General features: G+C 55.1%; 20 protein-coding genes and 1 pseudogene. 10 read left to right on the forward strand and 11 right to left on the reverse strand.

Annotation, left to right across the window (positions count from 1 at the left end; genetic code table 11):
* Window positions 1–117: 117 nt before the first annotated feature.
* Window positions 118–243, forward strand: a pseudogene (locus OQZ28_RS04230) (efflux RND transporter permease subunit); the annotation flags it as partial.
* A 361-nt stretch (window positions 244–604) separates the two neighbouring features.
* Here the strand turns inward: OQZ28_RS04230 and OQZ28_RS04235 are convergent.
* The 3 genes from OQZ28_RS04235 to OQZ28_RS04245 all read right to left on the reverse strand — a co-directional run bounded on the left by OQZ28_RS04235 (window position 605) and on the right by OQZ28_RS04245 (window position 4974).
* Window positions 605–3196 carry a TonB-dependent siderophore receptor gene (locus OQZ28_RS04235; RefSeq protein ID WP_458135243.1) on the reverse strand — a complete coding sequence of 864 codons (2592 nt, stop codon included), beginning with the start codon at window positions 3194–3196 and terminating at the stop codon, window positions 605–607.
* 143 nt (window positions 3197–3339) lie between these two features.
* On the reverse strand, window positions 3340–4356 hold the full coding sequence (locus OQZ28_RS04240; RefSeq protein WP_458135244.1) for a FecR family protein: 1017 nt from the start codon (window positions 4354–4356) through the stop codon (window positions 3340–3342).
* A gap of 99 nt (window positions 4357–4455) precedes the next feature.
* A complete protein-coding gene (locus OQZ28_RS04245) occupies window positions 4456–4974 on the reverse strand; it encodes a sigma-70 family RNA polymerase sigma factor (protein WP_458135245.1) in 519 nt (172 codons plus the stop codon).
* Between the two features lie 422 nt (window positions 4975–5396).
* On the opposite strand from OQZ28_RS04245, the gene OQZ28_RS04250 reads away from it, so the two are divergent.
* Together OQZ28_RS04250 and OQZ28_RS04255 are read left to right on the forward strand one after the other, a co-directional pair.
* Window positions 5397–5654 (forward strand): AbrB/MazE/SpoVT family DNA-binding domain-containing protein, encoded by a 258-nt coding sequence (locus tag OQZ28_RS04250; protein WP_458135246.1) that lies wholly within the window; start codon window positions 5397–5399, stop codon window positions 5652–5654.
* Complete coding sequence (locus tag OQZ28_RS04255; RefSeq protein WP_458135247.1) at window positions 5654–5986, forward strand: type II toxin-antitoxin system PemK/MazF family toxin; 333 nt, start codon at window positions 5654–5656, stop codon at window positions 5984–5986. Before OQZ28_RS04250 ends, OQZ28_RS04255 begins: the two co-directional genes overlap by 1 nt.
* A 309-nt stretch (window positions 5987–6295) precedes the next feature.
* On the opposite strand, the gene OQZ28_RS04260 is transcribed toward OQZ28_RS04255, so the two are convergent.
* Both OQZ28_RS04260 and OQZ28_RS04265 read right to left on the reverse strand, forming a co-directional pair.
* Window positions 6296–8824, reverse strand: a complete 2529-nt coding sequence (locus tag OQZ28_RS04260) for a hypothetical protein (RefSeq protein ID WP_458135248.1) — start codon at window positions 8822–8824, stop codon at window positions 6296–6298.
* A 9-nt stretch (window positions 8825–8833) separates the two neighbouring features.
* Window positions 8834–10054, reverse strand: coding sequence for an SIR2 family protein (locus OQZ28_RS04265; protein ID WP_458135249.1), 1221 nt, complete (start codon window positions 10052–10054; stop codon window positions 8834–8836).
* A 107-nt stretch (window positions 10055–10161) separates the two neighbouring features.
* Here OQZ28_RS04265 and OQZ28_RS04270 point away from each other — a divergent pair, with 107 nt between their 5' ends.
* Window positions 10162–10287 (forward strand): hypothetical protein, encoded by a 126-nt coding sequence (locus tag OQZ28_RS04270; RefSeq protein WP_458135250.1) that lies wholly within the window; start codon window positions 10162–10164, stop codon window positions 10285–10287.
* Between the two features lie 340 nt (window positions 10288–10627).
* On the opposite strand, the gene OQZ28_RS04275 is transcribed toward OQZ28_RS04270, so the two are convergent.
* Window positions 10628–11005 (reverse strand): LysR substrate-binding domain-containing protein, encoded by a 378-nt coding sequence (locus OQZ28_RS04275; protein WP_458135251.1) that lies wholly within the window; start codon window positions 11003–11005, stop codon window positions 10628–10630.
* A 232-nt stretch (window positions 11006–11237) separates the two neighbouring features.
* Here OQZ28_RS04275 and OQZ28_RS04280 point away from each other — a divergent pair, with 232 nt between their 5' ends.
* Genes OQZ28_RS04280 through OQZ28_RS04290 form a run of 3 tightly spaced genes read left to right on the forward strand, consistent with a single transcriptional unit; the run spans window position 11238 to window position 13135 of the window.
* The gene (locus OQZ28_RS04280; protein WP_458135252.1) at window positions 11238–11780 is read left to right on the forward strand and encodes an RrF2 family transcriptional regulator; all 543 of its coding nucleotides are present in this window, start codon (window positions 11238–11240) and stop codon (window positions 11778–11780) included.
* Between the two features lie 35 nt (window positions 11781–11815).
* Complete coding sequence (locus OQZ28_RS04285; RefSeq protein ID WP_458135253.1) at window positions 11816–12205, forward strand: cupin domain-containing protein; 390 nt, start codon at window positions 11816–11818, stop codon at window positions 12203–12205.
* A gap of 21 nt (window positions 12206–12226) precedes the next feature.
* A complete protein-coding gene (locus OQZ28_RS04290; RefSeq protein ID WP_458135254.1) occupies window positions 12227–13135 on the forward strand; it encodes an NAD-dependent epimerase/dehydratase family protein in 909 nt (302 codons plus the stop codon).
* Window positions 13136–13359: 224 nt separating this feature from the next.
* Here the strand turns inward: OQZ28_RS04290 and OQZ28_RS04295 are convergent, their stop codons facing one another.
* Window positions 13360–14586, reverse strand: a complete 1227-nt coding sequence (locus OQZ28_RS04295) for an FAD-dependent monooxygenase (protein ID WP_458135255.1) — start codon at window positions 14584–14586, stop codon at window positions 13360–13362.
* A gap of 90 nt (window positions 14587–14676) precedes the next feature.
* On the opposite strand from OQZ28_RS04295, the gene OQZ28_RS04300 reads away from it, so the two are divergent.
* Window positions 14677–15276 carry a TetR/AcrR family transcriptional regulator gene (locus OQZ28_RS04300; RefSeq protein WP_458135256.1) on the forward strand — a complete coding sequence of 200 codons (600 nt, stop codon included), beginning with the start codon at window positions 14677–14679 and terminating at the stop codon, window positions 15274–15276.
* A gap of 338 nt (window positions 15277–15614) precedes the next feature.
* On the opposite strand, the gene OQZ28_RS04305 is transcribed toward OQZ28_RS04300, so the two are convergent.
* Complete coding sequence (locus OQZ28_RS04305; protein ID WP_182356957.1) at window positions 15615–16031, reverse strand: DUF6640 family protein; 417 nt, start codon at window positions 16029–16031, stop codon at window positions 15615–15617.
* A gap of 368 nt (window positions 16032–16399) precedes the next feature.
* Window positions 16400–16981, reverse strand: coding sequence for a TetR/AcrR family transcriptional regulator (locus OQZ28_RS04310; RefSeq protein ID WP_458135257.1), 582 nt, complete (start codon window positions 16979–16981; stop codon window positions 16400–16402).
* A 71-nt stretch (window positions 16982–17052) separates the two neighbouring features.
* On the opposite strand from OQZ28_RS04310, the gene OQZ28_RS04315 reads away from it, so the two are divergent.
* The gene (locus OQZ28_RS04315) at window positions 17053–17454 is read left to right on the forward strand and encodes a nuclear transport factor 2 family protein (RefSeq protein WP_458135258.1); all 402 of its coding nucleotides are present in this window, start codon (window positions 17053–17055) and stop codon (window positions 17452–17454) included.
* Between the two features lie 35 nt (window positions 17455–17489).
* The gene (locus OQZ28_RS04320; protein ID WP_458135259.1) at window positions 17490–17939 is read left to right on the forward strand and encodes an SDR family oxidoreductase; all 450 of its coding nucleotides are present in this window, start codon (window positions 17490–17492) and stop codon (window positions 17937–17939) included.
* Between the two features lie 219 nt (window positions 17940–18158).
* Here the strand turns inward: OQZ28_RS04320 and OQZ28_RS04325 are convergent, their stop codons facing one another.
* Together OQZ28_RS04325 and OQZ28_RS04330 are read right to left on the reverse strand one after the other, a co-directional pair.
* On the reverse strand, window positions 18159–18317 hold the full coding sequence (locus OQZ28_RS04325; protein WP_458135260.1) for a hypothetical protein: 159 nt from the start codon (window positions 18315–18317) through the stop codon (window positions 18159–18161).
* Between the two features lie 35 nt (window positions 18318–18352).
* Window positions 18353–19231, reverse strand: a complete 879-nt coding sequence (locus OQZ28_RS04330; RefSeq protein ID WP_458135261.1) for an NmrA/HSCARG family protein — start codon at window positions 19229–19231, stop codon at window positions 18353–18355.
* Window positions 19232–19287: the final 56 nt, after the last annotated feature.

The following is a 19287-nucleotide window of genomic DNA, read 5'->3' on the forward strand; positions in this document are numbered from 1 at the left end:
GCTGGCGCCAATCGGCTACAGGCCTCCCGCCGAAGCCGAACGCGCCTTCTATGCAGATCAGAGCAGACTTGATATCGCAGCCTGATTACTGAACAAATCCCTCTCCGGTAAACCCGGGGCAGTTCACTCCTGCCGGTCTCGGACCTGCCCGATATTGACCTGCCGGTGATCTCGGTCTCGGCGTCAAATGCCGGCGGTTCGCCCGAAATCGTGGCCCGTACCGTGGCCGCCCCGCTGGAACGGTAAGGGATATCTGGCCGCTGACGATCAGGCGGAAGAGCATGTTCCGGTCGTTCTGCGCATCATTCTGGTGTGATCCCACTGGATATATCTCCGAACAGGTTTCTCCAGTTTCGCGAAAGTTTTTGGGGCGGGGAGCGCATTCCACGCCTGTTGCCGTGTAACTTCACGGATAGTGCACAGGAGCGTCCCCCGAGTTTGGCATGGATGGCCCCATGGATATTGCCGGGGATAACCCATGATTGTTGCATGGGATGCCCCTCGGAACTTGCAGCGATGTTGCCCCACGACTCTGGCATCGAGATGAGGGGCAACACATTGATTTTAAATAAGGAAAGTCGGTGCAGTTTTCGGCGGAAAAATTTCACCAATTATACGTTAAGTTCCCGTAAATTCGTCTACCCTGACCAAGGTAGCATACAGTTTTTGAACATCTCGTTTCATAATATGTGTTGGCAAGATTAGACATTGCCACTTGTGCCGTTAATCCTCTCAAAAAAGGAATTGTCTGTCCAAAATCATAATGAACACCGGCATCAAATAAAATATAGGGTCGTGTCTTAAAAGACTCGACGTTATCCGTATACGTGAACCCAGTGTATCTAGCACCAAAATTCACCTCTAACCCTTTAATGAAATTATTTGGCAGCATATAGTCTGAAAAAAACGAAAACATATTTCGCGGAACATATGGCACTGTCATCCCTTCTTGAGAAAGTGCATTTCCATATGATTCTGACGTAATGGGGTTATATCTCTTGGCGGTAAGATTGGACTTCGCATACCGGATATCGGTATAGCTGTAGGAAACTATAATTTTTAAATCATTCGTAATATTTGCATTGGCCGCAATCTCAAACCCTTGAGATTTAACTCGGCCAGCATCCGTACTATAATTTGTGTGTTCCAAATCGCTTATAAGATAATGATCTTCGTTAATGTGGAAAGCTGCTGCGGTCAATAAAATATCCTTATTAGGAACTTTATATTTCAATCCAGCTTCGAGTTGCTTCCCTGTTAGTGGTGAAAATGGATGGCCCTGATAGTTGGTCGATCCGATTTGCGGCACGAACGACGTCGAGTAGCTAAAATATGGTGCTAATCCGAAATTGAAATTGTATATTAAGCCAGATCGCCATGTAAATGCAGACTGGGGTTGGGGTTTGTCAGTACTTAGGTAGTCTTGGCTTACCTTAACATTTTCTGTATTTTCATTTGTAGATGTGGAATCTGCTTTGTATTTCATATTGACCCAATCTTGTCTGCCGCCAAGAAGGATGGATAGCCTCTTCCATTTTATTTGATCCTGAAAATATATGCCCTCCTGAAAGTAAATGCTGTTGTATACAGCCCCTGTTAATTGGCACCCTGCATGGTTCCACGTAAAGCAAGGCGAATAACTATAATTGGGTCTATATAAATTTACAGATGGATTTGAAGTATAATCATAGGAATATTGTGAATTGTAGTTGTATTGGCGGAAATCGGAACCGACAACCCATGTATGGTTTAAGGACCACGTGTTAAATTTTCCAAAAAACCTCGCGTCCATCCCTACGGTGTTTGTATTTGTATGATAGTCCATTGGTTGGAGCGGCGCAGTCGTATCAGTTAACGTGCCCGTCTTTAAGTAAGTATCCTGTTGATTCCAATTACTATTTTCCCATCGGAATACCTGACTGAAATTGATATACTTGTTAAATTTGTGCTTAAACTGATATTCAAACATAGCGTCTTTGTTTCCGTTATTATTCCAACTAGGTTCTCCTAAAAATGTACTCCGTGAAATCTGACCGTTTGGGTTTGGGGATAATGTGCCTATGCGGGGATATTGACTGGCAGTACCTTCACCCGGAGTGTACATATACATACCAGTCAAAGTTAAAGACGTTTTATTATCTATATCCCACGTTAAAGACGGGAGTACCCCTACCCGATGATAATCAACATAATTGGTTTGGGTTCCTTGAGTAACGCCGATGCCAGCAATTCTATAACGAATATTTCCTGACTTCGTAACTTTATCACTGATATCGAAGGTCGCTTCGTAACGGCCCCAGTTGCCGAATCCAAGTGAAACCTGATGCAAAGGTGTATCAGTTGGCTTCTTCAGGCTCATTCCTATCATGCCACCTGGTGTTGTTTGTCCATACATCACAGATGCAGGTCCATTTACAACTTCAATGCGTTCTAAAAAAGCCGTTTCCCCGGAACTTGTAGAATTCGTCATAAGACCATCAACAAACTGCGAAGTACTGAAACCGCGCTGCATAATGCCTGTATCAGCTCCTTTCGGAGAGCCATTGCCATATGTCCCTTCACTCTCGGACATTATTCCTGGAGAGTATCGAAGAGCTTGTGCGACACTCTGAGGCTGTTGATCCACCATTTGCTGCTTCGTAACGACCGAAATAGAATTCGGAATTTCCATAAGAGGCGTATCAGTTTTGGTGCCCGCCATCGTGGTTGTCGCGACGTATCCTGCCCCTGGGCCAGTCGGATCCTGATGGGTAACAGTACCGCCTACACGGACAGGACCAAGCGTGATGTTGGCGGCTACCTTCTGAATAACGATCGTATTGCTGCCAGCATAACGGTAGGAAAGATTTGAACTGGATAAGAGCTTCTGAAGAGCGTCTTGCGGGGCCATTGATCCGGACACGGCAGCAGACGTTTTCCCCGTGAGCAGGGCTGGGTCATATGTTACCTGAACACCAGTCTGCTTGCCGTAAGTCGCCAATGCCTGCCCGAGGGGTAGAGAGGGAATATTATAGGAGCGGGCGAGGGGCGCTGCAGTCTGGCTGACGTTTGAAGATGCAGCGCGGGCATCCATGCTCGCTAGCGCAAAAAGAAGCGCGGAGGGAACTGCCAGCATGACAGGCCGGTTGAGCCATGCATGGCGCAGGCCAGACTTTTTTGTGCGACCGACAAGGCGCGGTGCAATTTCAGGTTCCATATGTGTCGTCCCATCAAAAGTGAGAATGCATCGCATTTGAAATATGGACGGGTTCGTGTGGGCTTTTTATAGGGCAGCGTCTCAAATTATTTTTCAGAGCCGCCAAACTGCTGAAGATTAAGATGTTTTTTTTGTGTGGGAATTTACTGCTCGTGGGACGCCGGGGCATCAGTCGCAATGAGCATATGCCCAGCAACCTCCCGAACTTGTCCGCCTGACGGGATAACTGCGGCTCTGAGGGCTGCCGGGATGTTGTGCAGGTCGTAGATGCCGCCGACCTGACGCGACCGAAGTTTGGCGCTCCAGTTAACGATAAAGCCCGGATAGTAGCGTTTAAGGGTATCGGTAACGTGCCCGACCGTATCGCTATCAACGACGAGGGTGCCTGTTTGCCAGGATCCAATGGTGTCGGGAGAGACAGTTTTCCGGGTCACATGGTTGTCAGATCGATCGACGCTAATTTCGTCTCCTGCGTCCAAAACCACTTCCTGCGTCTGTGTCGGGCTGGATACGTCGACACGACCGTCCTGAACACCAACTTGTATCTCGGCCGGATCCAGACGGATATCAAAACGGGTGCCGATATCGCGGGCCTGTATAGATCCTGCAGTCACCAGGAAGGGACGCGTTGCGTCATGCTTGACCTGAAAAAAGGCCTCACCTGCCAGTAGGGTAACGTCGCGCGTACCGGGGCGATAGCGGACTGCAATGGCCGAGCGCGCGCCAAGGGTGACGACGCTGCCGTCCGCAAGTGTTACGGTCTGATCCTTGCCTGTCGAGGTCTGGTAGTCGGCCTGCAACGCAATGCGAATGTCAGGTAAAAAGAACAGGCCTAGTCCGCATAGTACCGTGGCCAGCGAAAGGGCTACAGCATGCCGTCCTGCTATGGCGCTTAGGGATGATGAAGGTTTGGGTGGAACGAACGTCTCTGTCCTCTTTGGTTTATCCGGAAGGGACAACAGAACTGGCCCGACGGCCCCTGTAAGCCCCCAGACACGTAAGGCTCTTGACCAGGCATCTGCATGGGCGGGCGACTGGGCATACCAGGCGGAGAACTCTTTTCGGAGATCACGGTCGTCCGGTTCCTCGGTCAGACGGATGACCCAAAGATTGGCCTCGGCGGTGAGCGGGTCGGCTGAAGCGGAAGAGTTATCTGTCATACGGACCACATGGCGCTCCACGCTCAACGGACGGGCGGCATAAGAAAAGCCATCTTATGAGAGAGACGGAGCGGGAGCGCATTTTTAAAGCGTGTCAGTTCAGTTTCTGGGCGCGGCGTTATCAAGAGCCGCCTGACAGGCTGCCATTGCGTCCGTAATCAGTTGCGCCGTTCGACCAATCGAGAGGTCGAGAACAACCGCAATTTCACGTAATTTATAATCACCGAACCGTTTCATTTCAAACGCGAGGCGCGTGCGATCTGGTAGCGAAGCCAACACCCCTTCGATAATGGCCAGTTCCTCACGGTTACCGACATACGTCTCCGGGGAGCGGGGATCGCATAGCAGGTTCTGCACGGCGATGTCGGCCACATCGATTTCGTTGCGAATGCGCCCAAACCGAAGGAAGTCAATTGCAAGCCGCCGGACGACCTGAATTAGGTAGGACACCGGCCGCTGGATCTCGGTGCCCTTCTTCTGGACAAGGGTGGCCTTGATGAAAGCATCCTGGACGATATCTTCAGCACGGGCACGACACCCGATGATACCCGCCGCTACGTCCACGAGGTGCAGGCGATGGCTGAGATAGACGTTCAGAATCTGCTCTGAGTCCTTCACCGCGCTGTGGTTCCTGTCGTGGATAAGGGTTAAGTGTCGTGCCTGCTAGCCTGAGAACATTGGATGTATTGCGACAGGTTCTTAACTGCAACAGCTATTATGCTGAGTCTGACCTGCGTGCCACAGCGTGGAGCTTTTCTCGCCTTGAACGGGTGCGCTTGATAAAAAAACGTGGTGGATGGCTATAAAAACAGGTCTTTCATACGTCACTAAAGTAGGAACCTTGCAGGGTCCGTCCGCCGATCCTTATTGCCCCACGAATCGTGCCCTTAAGGGGCGCAGGGGCGCAGGGGGGGCAGTTCGATCGTATCGAATGAAGCCGCGTGAGTTCTGGCAAGGAGAGTGGGAACGACGTTCCTGTTTTCTAATTGAAGCGCTGGTGGCTGCCGTGTTATATAAAAATATAACTTTTGGAGGTAGCCATGCACACAACCAATCTCCGTAAAGTCGGTGGCTCCGTCATGCTGGCTGTTCCGCCGGCGATCCTGGATGTGCTGCATCTCACAGCAGGTGCAAAAGTCGGTATCTCGGTTGATAACGGTCGGCTTGTGATCGAGCCTGCGGCTCCGCCACGCTATACGCTCGAAGAGCTTCTTGCCCAATGTGATGAAACTGCGGAGATCAGTGCTGAGGATCGGGCGTGGATTGATGCCAAACCGGTCGGGAGCGAGATCATCTGATGGAGCGGGGGGATATCTACCTCGTCTCGCTCGATCCCACGTCAGGTCACGAGCAGCAGGGAACGCGCCCAGTAATGGTTGTGTCGCCCGCCGCGTTCAATCGGATGACGAAAACTCCGATTGTGCTGCCGATCACCAGCGGAGGTAATTTTGCGCGGACCGCTGGGTTTGCCGTGTCGCTTATGGGGGCAGGGACCAAAACAACGGGCGTGGTTCGCTGTGATCAGCCCCATGCCCTTGATATCGGATCGCGTAGTGGTCGGAAGCTGGAGAGCGTTTCGACGCACATCATTGATGAGGTGCTGGCTAAGTTATCCACGATTTTGGAATAACGGCGGAGAAATCTGTCTAATCTTCTGATATTAAATACTAAATTTATGCGCATAATTTATGTGGACATCGATGTCTGCATGCCCCGCAACTATGCACATAAAAAATTATCCATTAAACCAGCGTGTTGTGGGTTACCCTTTAAGGGTGCATCCAAGCCTCGCTAGAGAAATCGTATGATTTCAACCGTTTAACATAAATAGGTTCAAATCGAGGTTCAATACCCGCAACGGAACACATTGAGTTCACACTTTTGGTGGCTCCTCGGGTGTCGGGCGCTGAATTACGGTTCATGATTTAAGATGCTTCCGTTATTGGGCGATGGCCTTGAGGCGCCGCCAAGGATCGCTCTGCCTGAGCGCAGGATTGCTCGTGGCGATGTCCTCCAGAAGTTCAAGCAGGTTCCAGGGCGCTGTTTGCGGGTCATCGCCGACGAGCGCGTTGAGCAACTGAAGCGTCTCGATGGGGAAGTCGGCGGCGTACCCGATCCCTTCTTCTCCTTGTTGCTTTAGTCGATATGCGAAGGTGTTGAGATGTGCCACTGGGCGTATATGTGGTAGTACGAGCGCTACTGCCTCAGGGAAGTGAGTGCCTGCGTTTTCTGTGATGAGCGCCAACTGGCGGGAACTTTCCTCAGTCTGGTACTTGAGTTGCTGAGGCCACGCGTTGGTTAGAAACGGGCGTATGAGGTGTGACCAAAGCTTGTTATCCTGATTGCTTCGTGCAAGTACCCCAAGCGCTTCCACGCGCTCCTTGTCGCTTGCGCCGATTAGGATCCGACGGACATCGGCGAAGCTGAAGGCAGCAGGCTCCTTTTCGCGCGCAACTGTGAGATTGACCATCAGCGCCACGAGTCCGCGCCGGGCATCTGAGTCAATATCCCATTGCGCCTCGCCGGCGAGGATGGTGGCTAGGAAGCCGCTGATCCTCCGACCGGCTATGTTGCCAATGAAGTTGGGAGCAGCGGCTATGCCATGCCACATGGCTTCGGCGAGCGGATGTTCGGGCGAGAACAGAGGGATCAGCTTGGTGGTCCAATCCGGAAACCAGTAGTTGAGCCAACCGAATTTCTGGGCGATCACACAGGCGACATGGCCAGAGCCGTCGCCAGGAAGGAGGAGCAGACGTTCCAGCCGCGAACCGATCCAGTTGGGCATTGAGCTTTGACGGGAACGCTTGCCCAGTTGGCCCAGCATCAGGCGCGCGAGGTTTCCGCCGGGCGTATTGATTGACTTCATCACGGAGAATTCTGACTTCTCCTGTTCGATGCCCCAGGCCCGCACGGTACCGACCGCGCTTTTCAGGGTTGTCGGGTCAGAGGCTAGATACCGCGCCGCGATCACGTCGAAGGCGGCTAGACCGGCCTTGCGGCGACGGCAGATGACGACGGCCATGAACTTCTGTGTCCAGCGTGCGATCCCGTAGCGAAGATCGACGAACGCTTGATTGGGTAGGCGCGCTAGCGTTTGCGCAAGTAGGAGGACGAGCCGATCGTCCACTTCCTTGGGCCAGTTGTCGACTAGGCTGTGCCAGAAGCGCATCGGGTAATCATCGCCCCGGGCCACGAGGCGAAGCGCGGACAGTGCCACGAAGGGATTCTTCGCGACCAGTCCGTCGAACGGACGGTATTCGCGGAATTGGCGGATATCGTCCTTGCTTAACTCGGTGGCGAGCGCCATGACGTCGGATATGGGCGCATTCTCGAGGCTTTGACTCTCCGTCACGCGTTCGATGAAGTCGCTGCGCGGGTCAGGGCTATCGTCGGCGCATAGAGCCCAAGAGTCGGACCATCGCGGATCTGCCGATTTTAATGCTGGCAGCTTCTTCAGTGTCACGCGCGATAGATTGCAGTTGTTTAGTTCCAGCCAGCGCAGCCAACTAGCCGCCTGGGTTGCGCGAACGCGGTTGTGGTCAGCGTCGCTTTCTTCGTCATATATTGGATGCCCCCGGATGATCCGGTCCTCGATGACGGAGCGTTTCCTGCTGGACATGCCCTTCCATTGAGAGCGCAATGCGAAAAGGAGTTCACGTGTCATGTCGTTCGACCACCAGACGTCGTCGGGCATGGCGAGGATGCATTGTGCAAACTTGTTCGGTTCGATCACCCCGGGACGGGTGGCAGCGTATAGGTAAAGCTTGGCGAAGAAGACCGGATCGTTGCTGTCCCAGTTTTCTACCTCGTGGCGTGCAGCCATGACATCGTGCGCGACGAGTCCATCGAACAAGTCTTTGAACCTTAAGAAATAGCTTTCTTGGCGTTCGGCGGCGAAGGACTCTCCTCGATCGCCGGTCGGATGTAGCGTAGGTGTCCTCCACAGGACTGTGGTGCTTTCCTCGAGGAGTTCAGCCATACGCTCTAATGAGTGCCGGACAAGAGCAATAACTCGCGGAAGCATCGCGGGCGGAGGATTGATGCCGTCTGCCCAACGCGAGACGTTTACCTTGATCTCAGCCAGGTTTATGAGGTTCAGGTTTTCCCAACTGCCCGCAGGGGGAATCGGTAGTCCGGGCCGCGCCCTGCTGATGCCAAAGCTGGGGGCGAAGGCGTGTTCGAGCTCACGAAGCACTCCCTTGGTCCAACCCTCTTTTTTGATGCGCTTGACCACCTCGTATTGACGAAGGTTATGTGTGTCGTTGGCCTGAGCGTCAGCAGCGTCGAGGTAGCACTGCCAGAAGTGCCTCGCGGGCGGCGAAAGATCGTCGCTGTGGTCCAGCCGGCAATCAATCTCTCGCACCATACTGGGATGGGGGAGCGCTTTGCCAGCGGCCCACCAAATGGCGGCAGGCTGGTCCAGCACGGAGCCGAACCAACGTGCCAACTGGAAGAGGCGTTTCGGCAATTGATTGGTCTATTCGCACGAGTGTCCCATGAGACGCTGCCGTTCCGGGCAATGCTGGTCACCGCGACGCCAGCCGAGCAGGTCCTCACCCGGAGCGAGGATCCTGCCGCCTGGACCTGGCTCGGGTCTTGGTGGATCGTTGTCTAAACCGAACACGTCCAATGGGTCGATTTCGGTCTCGTCATCCCAGCCTAGCTTACCGGGCTGGGCGTAGCGGCTGTTTGCGTCGAACACGCAGAGCCATTCCGCCGGGGGAGGGGGGGGTGCAGATGTGAATGCCTGCGCTCCTGTGGCCGTGCTTACCAGATTTGCGACCTGCCCGCGCTCGAAAGGCCGCAAGGCAGCGGGTTGGCGCTGCGCGAGCGCAACCTGCTTCTCACGCCATCTCTCCGAATCTCGAGCGGCTTCCGCCCAGACGAAGAGGGTGTCCCAGAGACCGCTGTGTGCATCATTGCATGGGGCGTAGCCAATCGATGTCACTCCCTTGTCGCGCCAAGCTTCCTCTGCTGCGGCAGAGCCTTCAGGAACGAAAGCGTAGATCAGCGAACGCCGACTGGGATCATCGCGGCTGTTGAGGCCTTCCAGCAGGTAGCGCATTGGTGGATCGTTCGCTGAATAGCCGAGCAATACGATGGTGTAGCGCTCGCTCAGCCCGCGCACGAACCGCGCTGCCCAGCCTTCGGCGAGATAGGCTCGACCGAAGTCTGCGCTAGTGATGACATAGCCTGCTCGGGCGTTGACCGTATTGTTCAGGCGTCCATGGAGGTAGACGATGCCGTCGACAGGTTGGGGCTGGGTGAGGTTGGGAAGATTTGGGGGAATGTAGCGTCGCAGGTTTCGATCTGCGCGTTCGAAGAGCAGGTCGAAGTTTGTGGTCACAATCTTGGCTACGCCATCATTGCCCCGGGACAAGTCGATCGCGGCGCGATGGTAGCGCAGGTCTACATTACGGGGCGTGCGCAGTGCCCGCGTCATCTCCCGGCCCACAGCGGCTTCGCCAAATTCCTTGACCATGGCCATGAACACCCGATCAAGGCTCTCTTTCTCTTCGCGTGCTATGCGGGAGGTCTGGGCCATAAGACGATCAAGCAGTTTGTCGGCTAGCTTGCTGAAATCGGGTAGTCCGGCTGGCGAGGAGATCCCGGCACCGCAGAAGAACACGACTTCGCCGAGGTCGCGCGCTTCGAGAAGCGATTCCGGGATGTCGGGTCCGTCCTCTAGGAAGCGCATGGCCGGGCTCGGCAGAGTGCTGTCATAAGTCTCACATCAGATATCGTGCGCGATGGTGCGAACCGTTGCAACTGGGGACAGCGAAAAAATGCGATCAGCCTCATCGTGTGAAAGATTATCTTTACCTCGTGTTCTATCTTGAGCGTGAGGATCGCATTTACGTCCGGCGCGTGCTGCATGCGCTCAACGATATTTCGCTCTGGATGAGCGACCCAAATGCAGAGGACGTGTAGGCCTGTGAGCGGCCGTTCCCCTCGACCGAGCGGTACCGTTTCAGCGGTGCTAAGCCGAGCCTCGGTCTTGATTTAAGGTTCTAAACTTCTGATATACCGGAATTATATTGCTGCCTGAAGTGAATGTGGGCATCGGTGCTTGCGTGCCCCCGCAACCAAATGTATCCGTCTGATAAGACAAACAAAAAGCCACCCCAAAAGGGTGGCTTTTTGCGTTCCAGGAATGGGCGCAGGATGCGTATAGGATGCAATCGGGAGTGAAACTCCAGCGTAGTTTGGGCTGATTTCACGTGTACGTGAACGCTGGAGCGCGGTCATTTGGACGGGAATAGATTCGCCGTCATGAACTTGATAAACACCCTGAGCTTCGGGGAGAGATAGGGCTGGACGGCCACAGAAGACGGAAGACCCCCGAATGTTCGGTATGGTTGGACAGCACAGGAACGAGGTGTCCTGTCCTGAGATGCTCGTGAAGCACAAAATCCGGCAGGCTGACGATACCCAGCCCGGCTTCGGCCATGCTGATCAGCGGCTCCAGCGCCGAGGCAACGACGATTGCCGGTGGCTCAATAGTCCCAGCCAGGCGATCCTGCCGCAGGGGCCATGCTTCCAGTTTTCCGGTGGTGGGATATCTGTGGCGCAGGCAGGCATGATGCGCCAGATCAGCCAGTTTGAAAGGTGTGCCATGGCGCTCCAGATAGAGAACTGGGATCTGCACTCGGAGGCTGTCAGAGGTTCTCCGACTGCAGCGATCCTTGCTGGGTAAACTATTGGTTCATATTGGACTACCGCATTCTTTGGGACGACTGTGGGGGGGAAGCGGAATGTCGGCTTAGTCGCCGCTTCTTTCAGAAAGGGACATTTCAGCATTTACATTCGATGTGGCTGCAGAGTCAGAATGACCAGTACAGCGTCTTGCGATTCAAAACGCAGACCTCTAAGGTCCGCGTATGGCACTTTATGGCGCAAGAACCGAATATATCCTGCACAGCCTGCTCTGGCTGGTCGATAATCCCGAACCTGTCAGCAGTCTCGATTTGGCAGAACTGCAGAAAATTCCAGCGGCGTTTATCGCCAAGCTGCTTCCCAAGCTTGAAAAGGCAGGCTTGCTCACCGCGGTGGAGGGCTTGAGAGGAGGGTACAAACTGGGCAGAACAGCTGAGGAGATCAGCGTTCTGGCGGTAGTGGATGCAGTTGAGGGTCCAAAGGACCTTTTCAACTGTCAGGAAATCCGCGGTCGCTGCGCTCTCTTCGATCAGCGGCCGCCCGAGTGGGCAACTCAGGGTGTTTGCGAAATTCATGGTGTCATGCTGCGAGCTGAGCAGGCCATGCGTCGGGAACTGGCGCAGATTTCCCTGGCCGATCTAGCACGTTCCGTGCGGGATAAGGCTCCTTCTCCCTTTCTCGGAGAGGCGCAATCGTGGTTCGATGAGCGTATCCAGACCCGCCGTACCAGCAAAGTCAGGCAACGGAAACGGTTGAATATATCCTGACCACCACAAAGCTTTTACCAATTGGAATATTGAAAATGCGCAAGTTTATTGCTCTTGCTGCTATGGTTACAGGTTTCTGGCCCCAGTCTCTTCATGCTGAGCCCAAAGTCACGCCTCTGCTGGCCCATGATCTTTCGGGTATTCCCGGCAAAGAAGGGGCCATGCTGACGGTCGATTACGCACCCGGAGGCTCGGATCCAATCCACAGACATAATGCTTCCGTTTTTGTCTATGTCCTCAAGGGAAGCATCACCATGCAGGTCAAAGGTGACGCGCCCGTAACGCTGAAAGAAGGACAGAGCTTCTTTGAGGGACCAGACGAGGTCCATCTCGTTGGGCGTAATGCCAGTCAGACGGAGCCAGCGCGTTTCCTTGCGTTTTTCGTCAAAGATAAAACCGCTCCGTTTGTCTTTCCCGCGAAGTGATCAAAAGGATATCGAATTATCATGAAGGTTTTAGTGGCTGGAGCCAGCGGTGCATTAGGCCGTCCGCTGATCAGGATTCTGCGGGATTCTGAGCATGAGGTCTGGGGGCTGGCCCATCGTCCCGAGAGTCTGAAAGCGATCGAAAGGCTCGGTGCTCATCCTGTGAATGGTGACGCACTTAATCGGACCAATATTTTCGAACTCATTGAGAAGATCCGCCCGGACGTGGTGATCGATCAGCTGACTTCCCTGCCGTCCAGTCCTTTCGATCTGCCACAGCGCCTGCCCGCTGATTGCCGACTGCGGCTGGACGGCGGTGGTAATATTTTCGAGGCAGCCAAGACTTTTCAAGTAAAACGTTATGTCCAGCAGTTATCCGGGTTTTATCTGGATGGTGGAAATGGACTTGCAACGGAAGCTTCGCCCTTGAGGATCAACGCTCCAGGGACGATCGGTGACAGTGCCCGTATGTATGCCGCGTTGGAACAGAGGGTTTCAAACGCACAGGAAATGGAAGGTATCGGGCTGCGCTATGGGTTCTTCTACGGTCCCGGGACATGGTACTGGTCCGACGGTGCATTCAGTCGCCATCTTCTCAAGGGGGAAGTTTCTCTGATCGGCAAGGGAAGCAGCACATTTTCCTTCATCCATGTAGAGGATGCCGCACAGGCAACGGTGGCGGCCCTTACAGCGCCAAGCGGCATTTACAATATTGTAGATAACCAACCGACGAAAATGTCTGACTGGCTACCGGCATACGCAAACTGGGTCGGAGCTGATGCTCCTCCCTACCTCGATGAGCGGGAGGCTCTTCAACTCTCAGGTGAGGAAAGTGTCTATTTCCAGAACAGCCTGACAGGCGCATGTAATCGGAAAGCCCTTCGGGTAATGGGTCTCAGTCCACAACGGCCTTCATGGCTCAAAAAATAAATCCGGACTTAATTCTTTTCATAACGGACATAAGACGTCCGCTTACGGGATAAAGTTTTGCATCCTTATATGACCGACATGAGGCGGGCGCGGTCTGTCTGCTTGGCTCGCGCTAAGAGGACCAACCACTTCCGTCGCATTCGAGCCATTAGAGATGGCAAGCTGGAACATCTGGTAGTGGACATGGAAAATATCCACCTCCATCGCCAATGCCTGTGTTCTCGTTATACAGACGCGTAGTCTAACAATCGTAACGCATTATGCACCCTCGCCTTGGTATTATCGAAGATGCCAGCCGTGCCGTTCCGTGTGATTTCGACAAGGATGTGGTCGCGTGTCTCGATATCCTTCTGCGTCTTTGGCAGGAAGAAGGCCCCGTTGTCATCGGTTGCCAGTGCCTGGTTCGCCTCGACAAAGGGGCGTGCAATGCGCTCATAGGCTGCGAACGCGTCTTGCGGGTCGTCATGGGTCGCCAACTCGCCTGCCAGCACATAGGCGCCAACCAGTGCCAGGCTGGTGCCTTGTCCAGAGCGGAAAGACGGCGCGAATGCGGCATCGCCCACCAGTGCCACGCGCCCTTTCGACCAGTGCGGCATGCGGATCTGGCTGACGGAATCGAAATACAGATCATCGGCCTGCGCCATCCCGTCGAGAAGACGCGGAACCTCCCAGCCCATGCCGGCGAAGGAGGCCCTCGTACGCCGGATCTGCTCCTCCGCGTCACGACTAGCGGAAACCGGCGCTTCGTCCGTTGCAAAAGCAAGAAAGCCGAAGACCTTCGGGCTGTCCTGAACCGCCCATATGGCGGCCGTGCGTCCCGGCTCGGCATGAACGATCCCGCCATGCGACAGGCCTTTGTCATTTGGCATGGAAAAAAGATTGAAGCAGAAACCGAGGGAATGGTTGAACGGCGCCTCGGGACCGAAGACCAGACGGCGGGTGCGTGAGTGCAGACCGTCCGCGCCGATGACGATATCGTATCGTGCCTGCCGGCCGCTGGCGAACCCGATATCGACGCCTTTACCGTCGTCACGAAGTGTGTCGATTGATTCGTTGAAACAGTAATCGACGTTGCCGTTACGTGTCGCGTCATGGAGCAGCGTCGTCAGCGTGCCGCGCGGCAGTTCGACATCGCGTTCGGCATCGCTGCCGATTGCCTCATAGATCGGCACGCTGCCAATGATCTTGCCGGCCCTGTCCACGAAAGTCATCGCGCGAGAGGCGATATGGGCCGCGCGGATCTGGGGCAGTAGGCCCATACGCTCGACCACGTCGATCGCCGTGCCGCGAACGTCGATCGGGTATCCACCGGTCCGGATCGTCGGCGCCCGCTCGACCACCGTCACGTCGAACCCATAACGGTCGAGCCAGAAGGCGAGCGTCGGCCCCGCGATGCTGGCACCGGAGATGAGGACGGAGCGGCGCTGTGCTGGAACCATTGGTGTGTTCATGATATTTACTCGGAATAAGATTCGCTGAGTACCTTATAGGGCGCATAATGAAGGGGCAATAAGATTCATTATGTATCTTACTGGAGAGTCATGAGAGTTCAAAGACAGACACGAAGACGCGGTGCAGCGCTGGAAGAGGCGATTCTGGAAGCGACCTGGGCGGAACTGACAGAACATGGTTATGCGGGCCTGACGATGGAAAACGTCGCGCGTCGTGCGGAAACCAGCCGCCCGGTGCTGCATCGGCGCTGGCCCAGCCGCACGGCACTCGCGACGGCGGCGCTCGCGCAGCAATTCGCGCGGGCGAATATCGTCATTTCAGATATGGGTAGCCTACGAGAAGAACTCTGTCATCTTCTCCGCTGCATGTCGGATCGCGCCGGATCCCGCGACTTGCAACTGTTCTTCGACATGCAGCAGGATCTCGTGGCCGAACGATCAAGCTTTGCCGACATACGGGCGCGTATTGTAGACGGCAGCCAGTTCCATGCCGTCATTGGACGTGCAATCGAACGGGGCGAAATCGATCCAGCCCGTCTCACGCCGCGGATCACATCACTTCCGCTGGATCTTGCCCGGCATGAGATGATGATGACATTTCAGCCCTTGTCTGATGACGCCATCCGCGAGATTGTCGACAATATCTTCCTGCCACTGGTTCGACGGGATGAGCCTTCTTCTCAGATGTGACGTGTCGTCACGCGTTGGCGGCTCCATCCCCCTTGAGGGGGGGCATCGGGATGGTCCTGGCGATAGTCAGTGGGAATGAATAGGCTAATAGCTGTCAGTCTGCTCAGTGCATTGTGTAGACCGACGGTATTCGCCTTATCTAAGACATCAGCGGCAAGGATATTACTGCCCATAATCGGACAACAGCCATTCAAGTAGCCCTGTTTTTTCGTCCCGAGAGCATTCCATCAGGAATGATGCATGTAAACGCCACTGTCATACCGCTAGCTAATTCGGGTGCCGCACGGGGTGTAATCCCACGAGACGTTACCCTACCCGGCGGCATGGCGGCAGATTGGCTATACGATGACGATCAGCACAGCTATCAGAACAACAGCGGATGCAAGCAGGCTTAGAAATTTCTGCACTGGAATGCCGAATGGCTTCGGGTTTATAGCCACGAACTCAGGGTCACTCCAGGCGGTACCTGGGAAGACAGGCGCCATCAGCATGCAGAGGAAGTAGGCTTCCGCAAGTGCGGCCGCGAGCAAGAAACTGCCAAGGCTCAAAGGCAAGGCGAATAGCAGTGCAATGGCGATGGCAGCGTTGCAAAATCCCAAAAGCATCGTCTGTCCGTTATGGAATTTGGCATGGGGTGGCCACTTCGGATTTCGTATGTGCTGGCATGCGGTTGATGGTATCACCGCGTCAAAGATCAAGCCGCCCAGGCCGCCATAAATTGCGACAAAAGCGATCATCCATTTAGCAATAAACATAGGACACACCTTTCCTGTTCACAGAAAAGGACGTGCGGGTGGCTTCTTCCTGATCAGGCGGAGAAGCTTGCACGAACGTAAATGCCACCCGGACTACCAACCGGGCTGTGACTTTTACACGTCCACAGGCACAGTATGTGACCCGGCGCGGAGTTTCAACCCCGCCCATTGGGTTCATGTGTGGTCCCAGTTCGCCCGTGTGAACTGGTCGCTTTCTGGTCAGTTATGAGAGTTTTTTTGAATAATCATCAGGTCATGTGCTCGCTCAGATACCTATTCCGGCTGTCAACTTATCGCTTTTTATGCTCGAAATCTGACTGGTAAAAAGCCGCAAAGCTGCCAGTCGGTCACTCTCTCTAAAGCAAAAATCACTTATCAAGGGTGAGAGCATTTCTCGCTCGGGTCGCCTGAAATTTCCGGATCGTCTCGAGAGACAGGTCCTGTACCAGCATCTCATCAATCAGGTCGATATGCAGTCCCGCTAACAGAGAATGGGCATTATAGGTGGCATAAGCCGTATCGGCAGTATCTGCCGCATCCATAATGCAGCGTCTCGCTTCTGCATGCATCCATCGATAATGCGGAGATTGCAGTAGTCCCCCGCTGAGTTCCCGGGCGCGGATCAGATGTCTGTTCGCAATCTTGAACATCAGGATGGCATCAAGAAACGCAACAAGACGATCTGGCGGTGCAGTGCTGGCATCAAATGGGGGCGCACTGCTTTCAACACTAGCTTTCAATGTGGCGATTTTGGCAGCCCAAAGCGCATCCAGCAGGCCGTCCCGGTTGCCGAATGCCCGAAACAGGGTGCCTTTGCCGACATTGGCGGCCAGAGCGATCGCATCCATTGTCACGGCACCCGGAATCTCGCTTTGGGCAAAAAGCCTGTCTGCGGCCGCCAGCATATCGTCAGGTGACGCAGGCGGCCGTCCCCGATTTTTACGTTGCATTACGGACCGTCGGTCCGTTAAGGATGGAATTTCTGGACTCATGGTCCTTAATTCATATCGGAGAGCGGTGCATGGCGCCAACATCTATCCTTCCCCACTGGCTTGAGACAGCACTCGAAGCGCTCAGGAAGGGCGATATCGATGGCTGGATGTCGATTTATGCCACGGATGCCGTCCATGAGTTTCCATTTGCGCCTGAAGGCATGCCGACCAGCCTGACGGGACGGGATAATATTGCCGCATACATGCGGCGTCTGCCGTCATTCATTCGCTTCGGTTCACTGAGCGATGTGCGCGTACGTGAAATCGGCGAAGAACTAATCGTAGAAGCGGTAGGCCACCATAACCGGATTTCTGACGGGGCCCCCTGCGAGATTACCTATGTATGGTTCATCACACGACGTAACGGCAAGGTGACGTTGATCCGGGATTACATGAACCCGATCCAGCTACAGCGTATCGCGGCGTCCTGACGCACACACAGTTATGAAGGTAAACACTCAGATAGATGCCCTTCCGCTTTCCCGGCCAATCTGGACTGGGGCCGGACATTCATCTCGGATCGTTAATGCGTGCGATGATCCTGAACGGTAGTGGAGCTATCGTTAATGTCGGATCCTACGCATGCTTTCAGACATTTCCATCGATCGCAGCGTATGCCGCATCGAAGGGTGCCCTTGCCCAGTTCACCCGGACACTCGCAGTGGAAGCCATTGGTCATGGGATCCGTGTGAATGCAGTGGGCGCGGGAGATACCGTAACCAATATTCTCAATCATATTCATGTAGACGGCCCATCAGCCCTTGCGGACTATGGCAAACACGCTCCTATCGGATGGGCTGCTCAACCAGAGGAGATCGCCAGGGTGATTGCCTTTCTCGCATCCGACGAGGCCAGCTTCATGGTCGGGTCGATCGCAATGGCAGATGGTGGGAAAAGCGTAATCCTTCCTGCCTGATCAGATCATTTTCACTTCCGGTCCTATTTTTGCTCGTCATGGCTATGTCTGCCTTGCGGAACGGGCTGTGAACGAGCGATGGTTGTGGCGCTGCCATGACGTCTCTGTCCCATAATGCCTCCTTCCACTCACGTAAAAATATCACCCCATCAAATGCCAGGACTAAACAGGTTGGTAGTCGGAGCTAGAAACCCGCAATACCGCCGAGCGTCCCGGGTTCTATCCGCACATCCGCAGCAGGGGTGTGGCGGCCAGCAGGACGTCGAACATCGGCTGTGCCTCGGGGCCGGTTTTCTCGCCTTTGTGGGCCAAGGTGGCCTGTCGCATCGCGGCGACAGCGGCAACGTCCTGGGGCAGAAGAGGCTGGATGATCGTCATGAACCATCTCCCTGACTGGTGCGTGGGGTCGGCGTTCAGCCGTTCGCCCACTGGGTGGTGGCGTCCTTTACGAACGCGGCATAAGAGCGCGGGGCGTGACCGAGCAACTTCGTCAGGTGCGCGATGTCGCCTGCCGTCGCGACCGCCCCATCGGTCTGGTAGCGGGCGAACATCAGGCGCAGATCGAGGGCGTGCCAGGCCGGCAGCATGGTCTTTGTGCGTTGTTCCATCACACCGAGATCATCGCCGCCGTAGCGGATGGAGCGGCCGAGCGCCGCGCTCCAGATGGCGGCGATGCCTTCGCCGGTCAGGCCATCCGGACCGACCAGCGCATAGGTCTCGCGGCCGAGCGGTGCCACGGCCTGCTCCCGGCGAACCAGTTCGATCGCGGCGGCCTCGCCGATGTCGCGGATATCGACCATCGAAACGCCCCTGGCGCCGATCGGCGCGCCGTACGCACCGAATTTCAGCAGCGGATCCTTCTGGCGCAGGTCATTCTGGATGAAATAGGCCGGGCGCAGGATAGTCGCAGGCAGGTCGAGCGCCTCGATCATCCGCTCGACCGTGTGCTTGCCGGCGAAATGCGGCACGTCGGCGTAGGCCTCGCCCATGAACACCGACAGATAGACGATGCCCTTGACGCCCGCCTCGCGCGCGACCGTCAGGGCCAGCATGGCCTGGGTCAGTTCATCGGCGACGTTCGGGGCCAACAGGAACAATGTGCTGACGCCTTCGAGCGCGGCCCGGACCGAGTCGACATCGGCGAGATCGCCGCGGACCGGTATCACGCCGGAGGGAAGCTGAGCTTTCTCGGGCGAGCGGGTCAGAGCGCGGACCTCGAGATTCCGCCCCTGTAGATGAGCCAGGACCTGGGACCCGATGGTCCCCGTGCTGCCAGTCACCAGAATAGTCATTGTGAACACTCCTGAAAATATTGCGTCTCGAAGAGAAAGATATCCGTTCCAATCGA

The sequence above is a fragment of the Komagataeibacter sp. NFXK3 genome (assembly GCF_054182245.1).

Coding starts and splice junctions, on each gene's coding strand:
- OQZ28_RS04255 (WP_458135247.1), top strand. CDS start 5,654: ATGGAGCGGGGGGATATCTACCTCGTCTCGCTCGATCCCACGTCAGGT.
- OQZ28_RS04285 (WP_458135253.1), top strand. CDS start 11,816: ATGCGCAAGTTTATTGCTCTTGCTGCTATGGTTACAGGTTTCTGGCCC.
- OQZ28_RS04310 (WP_458135257.1), bottom strand. CDS start 16,981: ATGCAACGTAAAAATCGGGGACGGCCGCCTGCGTCACCTGACGATATG.
- OQZ28_RS04280 (WP_458135252.1), top strand. CDS start 11,238: ATGGCACTTTATGGCGCAAGAACCGAATATATCCTGCACAGCCTGCTC.
- OQZ28_RS04290 (WP_458135254.1), top strand. CDS start 12,227: ATGAAGGTTTTAGTGGCTGGAGCCAGCGGTGCATTAGGCCGTCCGCTG.
- OQZ28_RS04250 (WP_458135246.1), top strand. CDS start 5,397: ATGCACACAACCAATCTCCGTAAAGTCGGTGGCTCCGTCATGCTGGCT.
- OQZ28_RS04320 (WP_458135259.1), top strand. CDS start 17,490: ATGCCCTTCCGCTTTCCCGGCCAATCTGGACTGGGGCCGGACATTCAT.
- OQZ28_RS04295 (WP_458135255.1), bottom strand. CDS start 14,586: ATGAACACACCAATGGTTCCAGCACAGCGCCGCTCCGTCCTCATCTCC.
- OQZ28_RS04325 (WP_458135260.1), bottom strand. CDS start 18,317: ATGACGATCATCCAGCCTCTTCTGCCCCAGGACGTTGCCGCTGTCGCC.
- OQZ28_RS04240 (WP_458135244.1), bottom strand. CDS start 4,356: ATGACAGATAACTCTTCCGCTTCAGCCGACCCGCTCACCGCCGAGGCC.
- OQZ28_RS04315 (WP_458135258.1), top strand. CDS start 17,053: ATGGCGCCAACATCTATCCTTCCCCACTGGCTTGAGACAGCACTCGAA.
- OQZ28_RS04235 (WP_458135243.1), bottom strand. CDS start 3,196: ATGGAACCTGAAATTGCACCGCGCCTTGTCGGTCGCACAAAAAAGTCT.
- OQZ28_RS04265 (WP_458135249.1), bottom strand. CDS start 10,054: ATGCGCTTCCTAGAGGACGGACCCGACATCCCGGAATCGCTTCTCGAA.
- OQZ28_RS04330 (WP_458135261.1), bottom strand. CDS start 19,231: ATGACTATTCTGGTGACTGGCAGCACGGGGACCATCGGGTCCCAGGTC.
- OQZ28_RS04305 (WP_182356957.1), bottom strand. CDS start 16,031: ATGTTTATTGCTAAATGGATGATCGCTTTTGTCGCAATTTATGGCGGC.
- OQZ28_RS04300 (WP_458135256.1), top strand. CDS start 14,677: ATGAGAGTTCAAAGACAGACACGAAGACGCGGTGCAGCGCTGGAAGAG.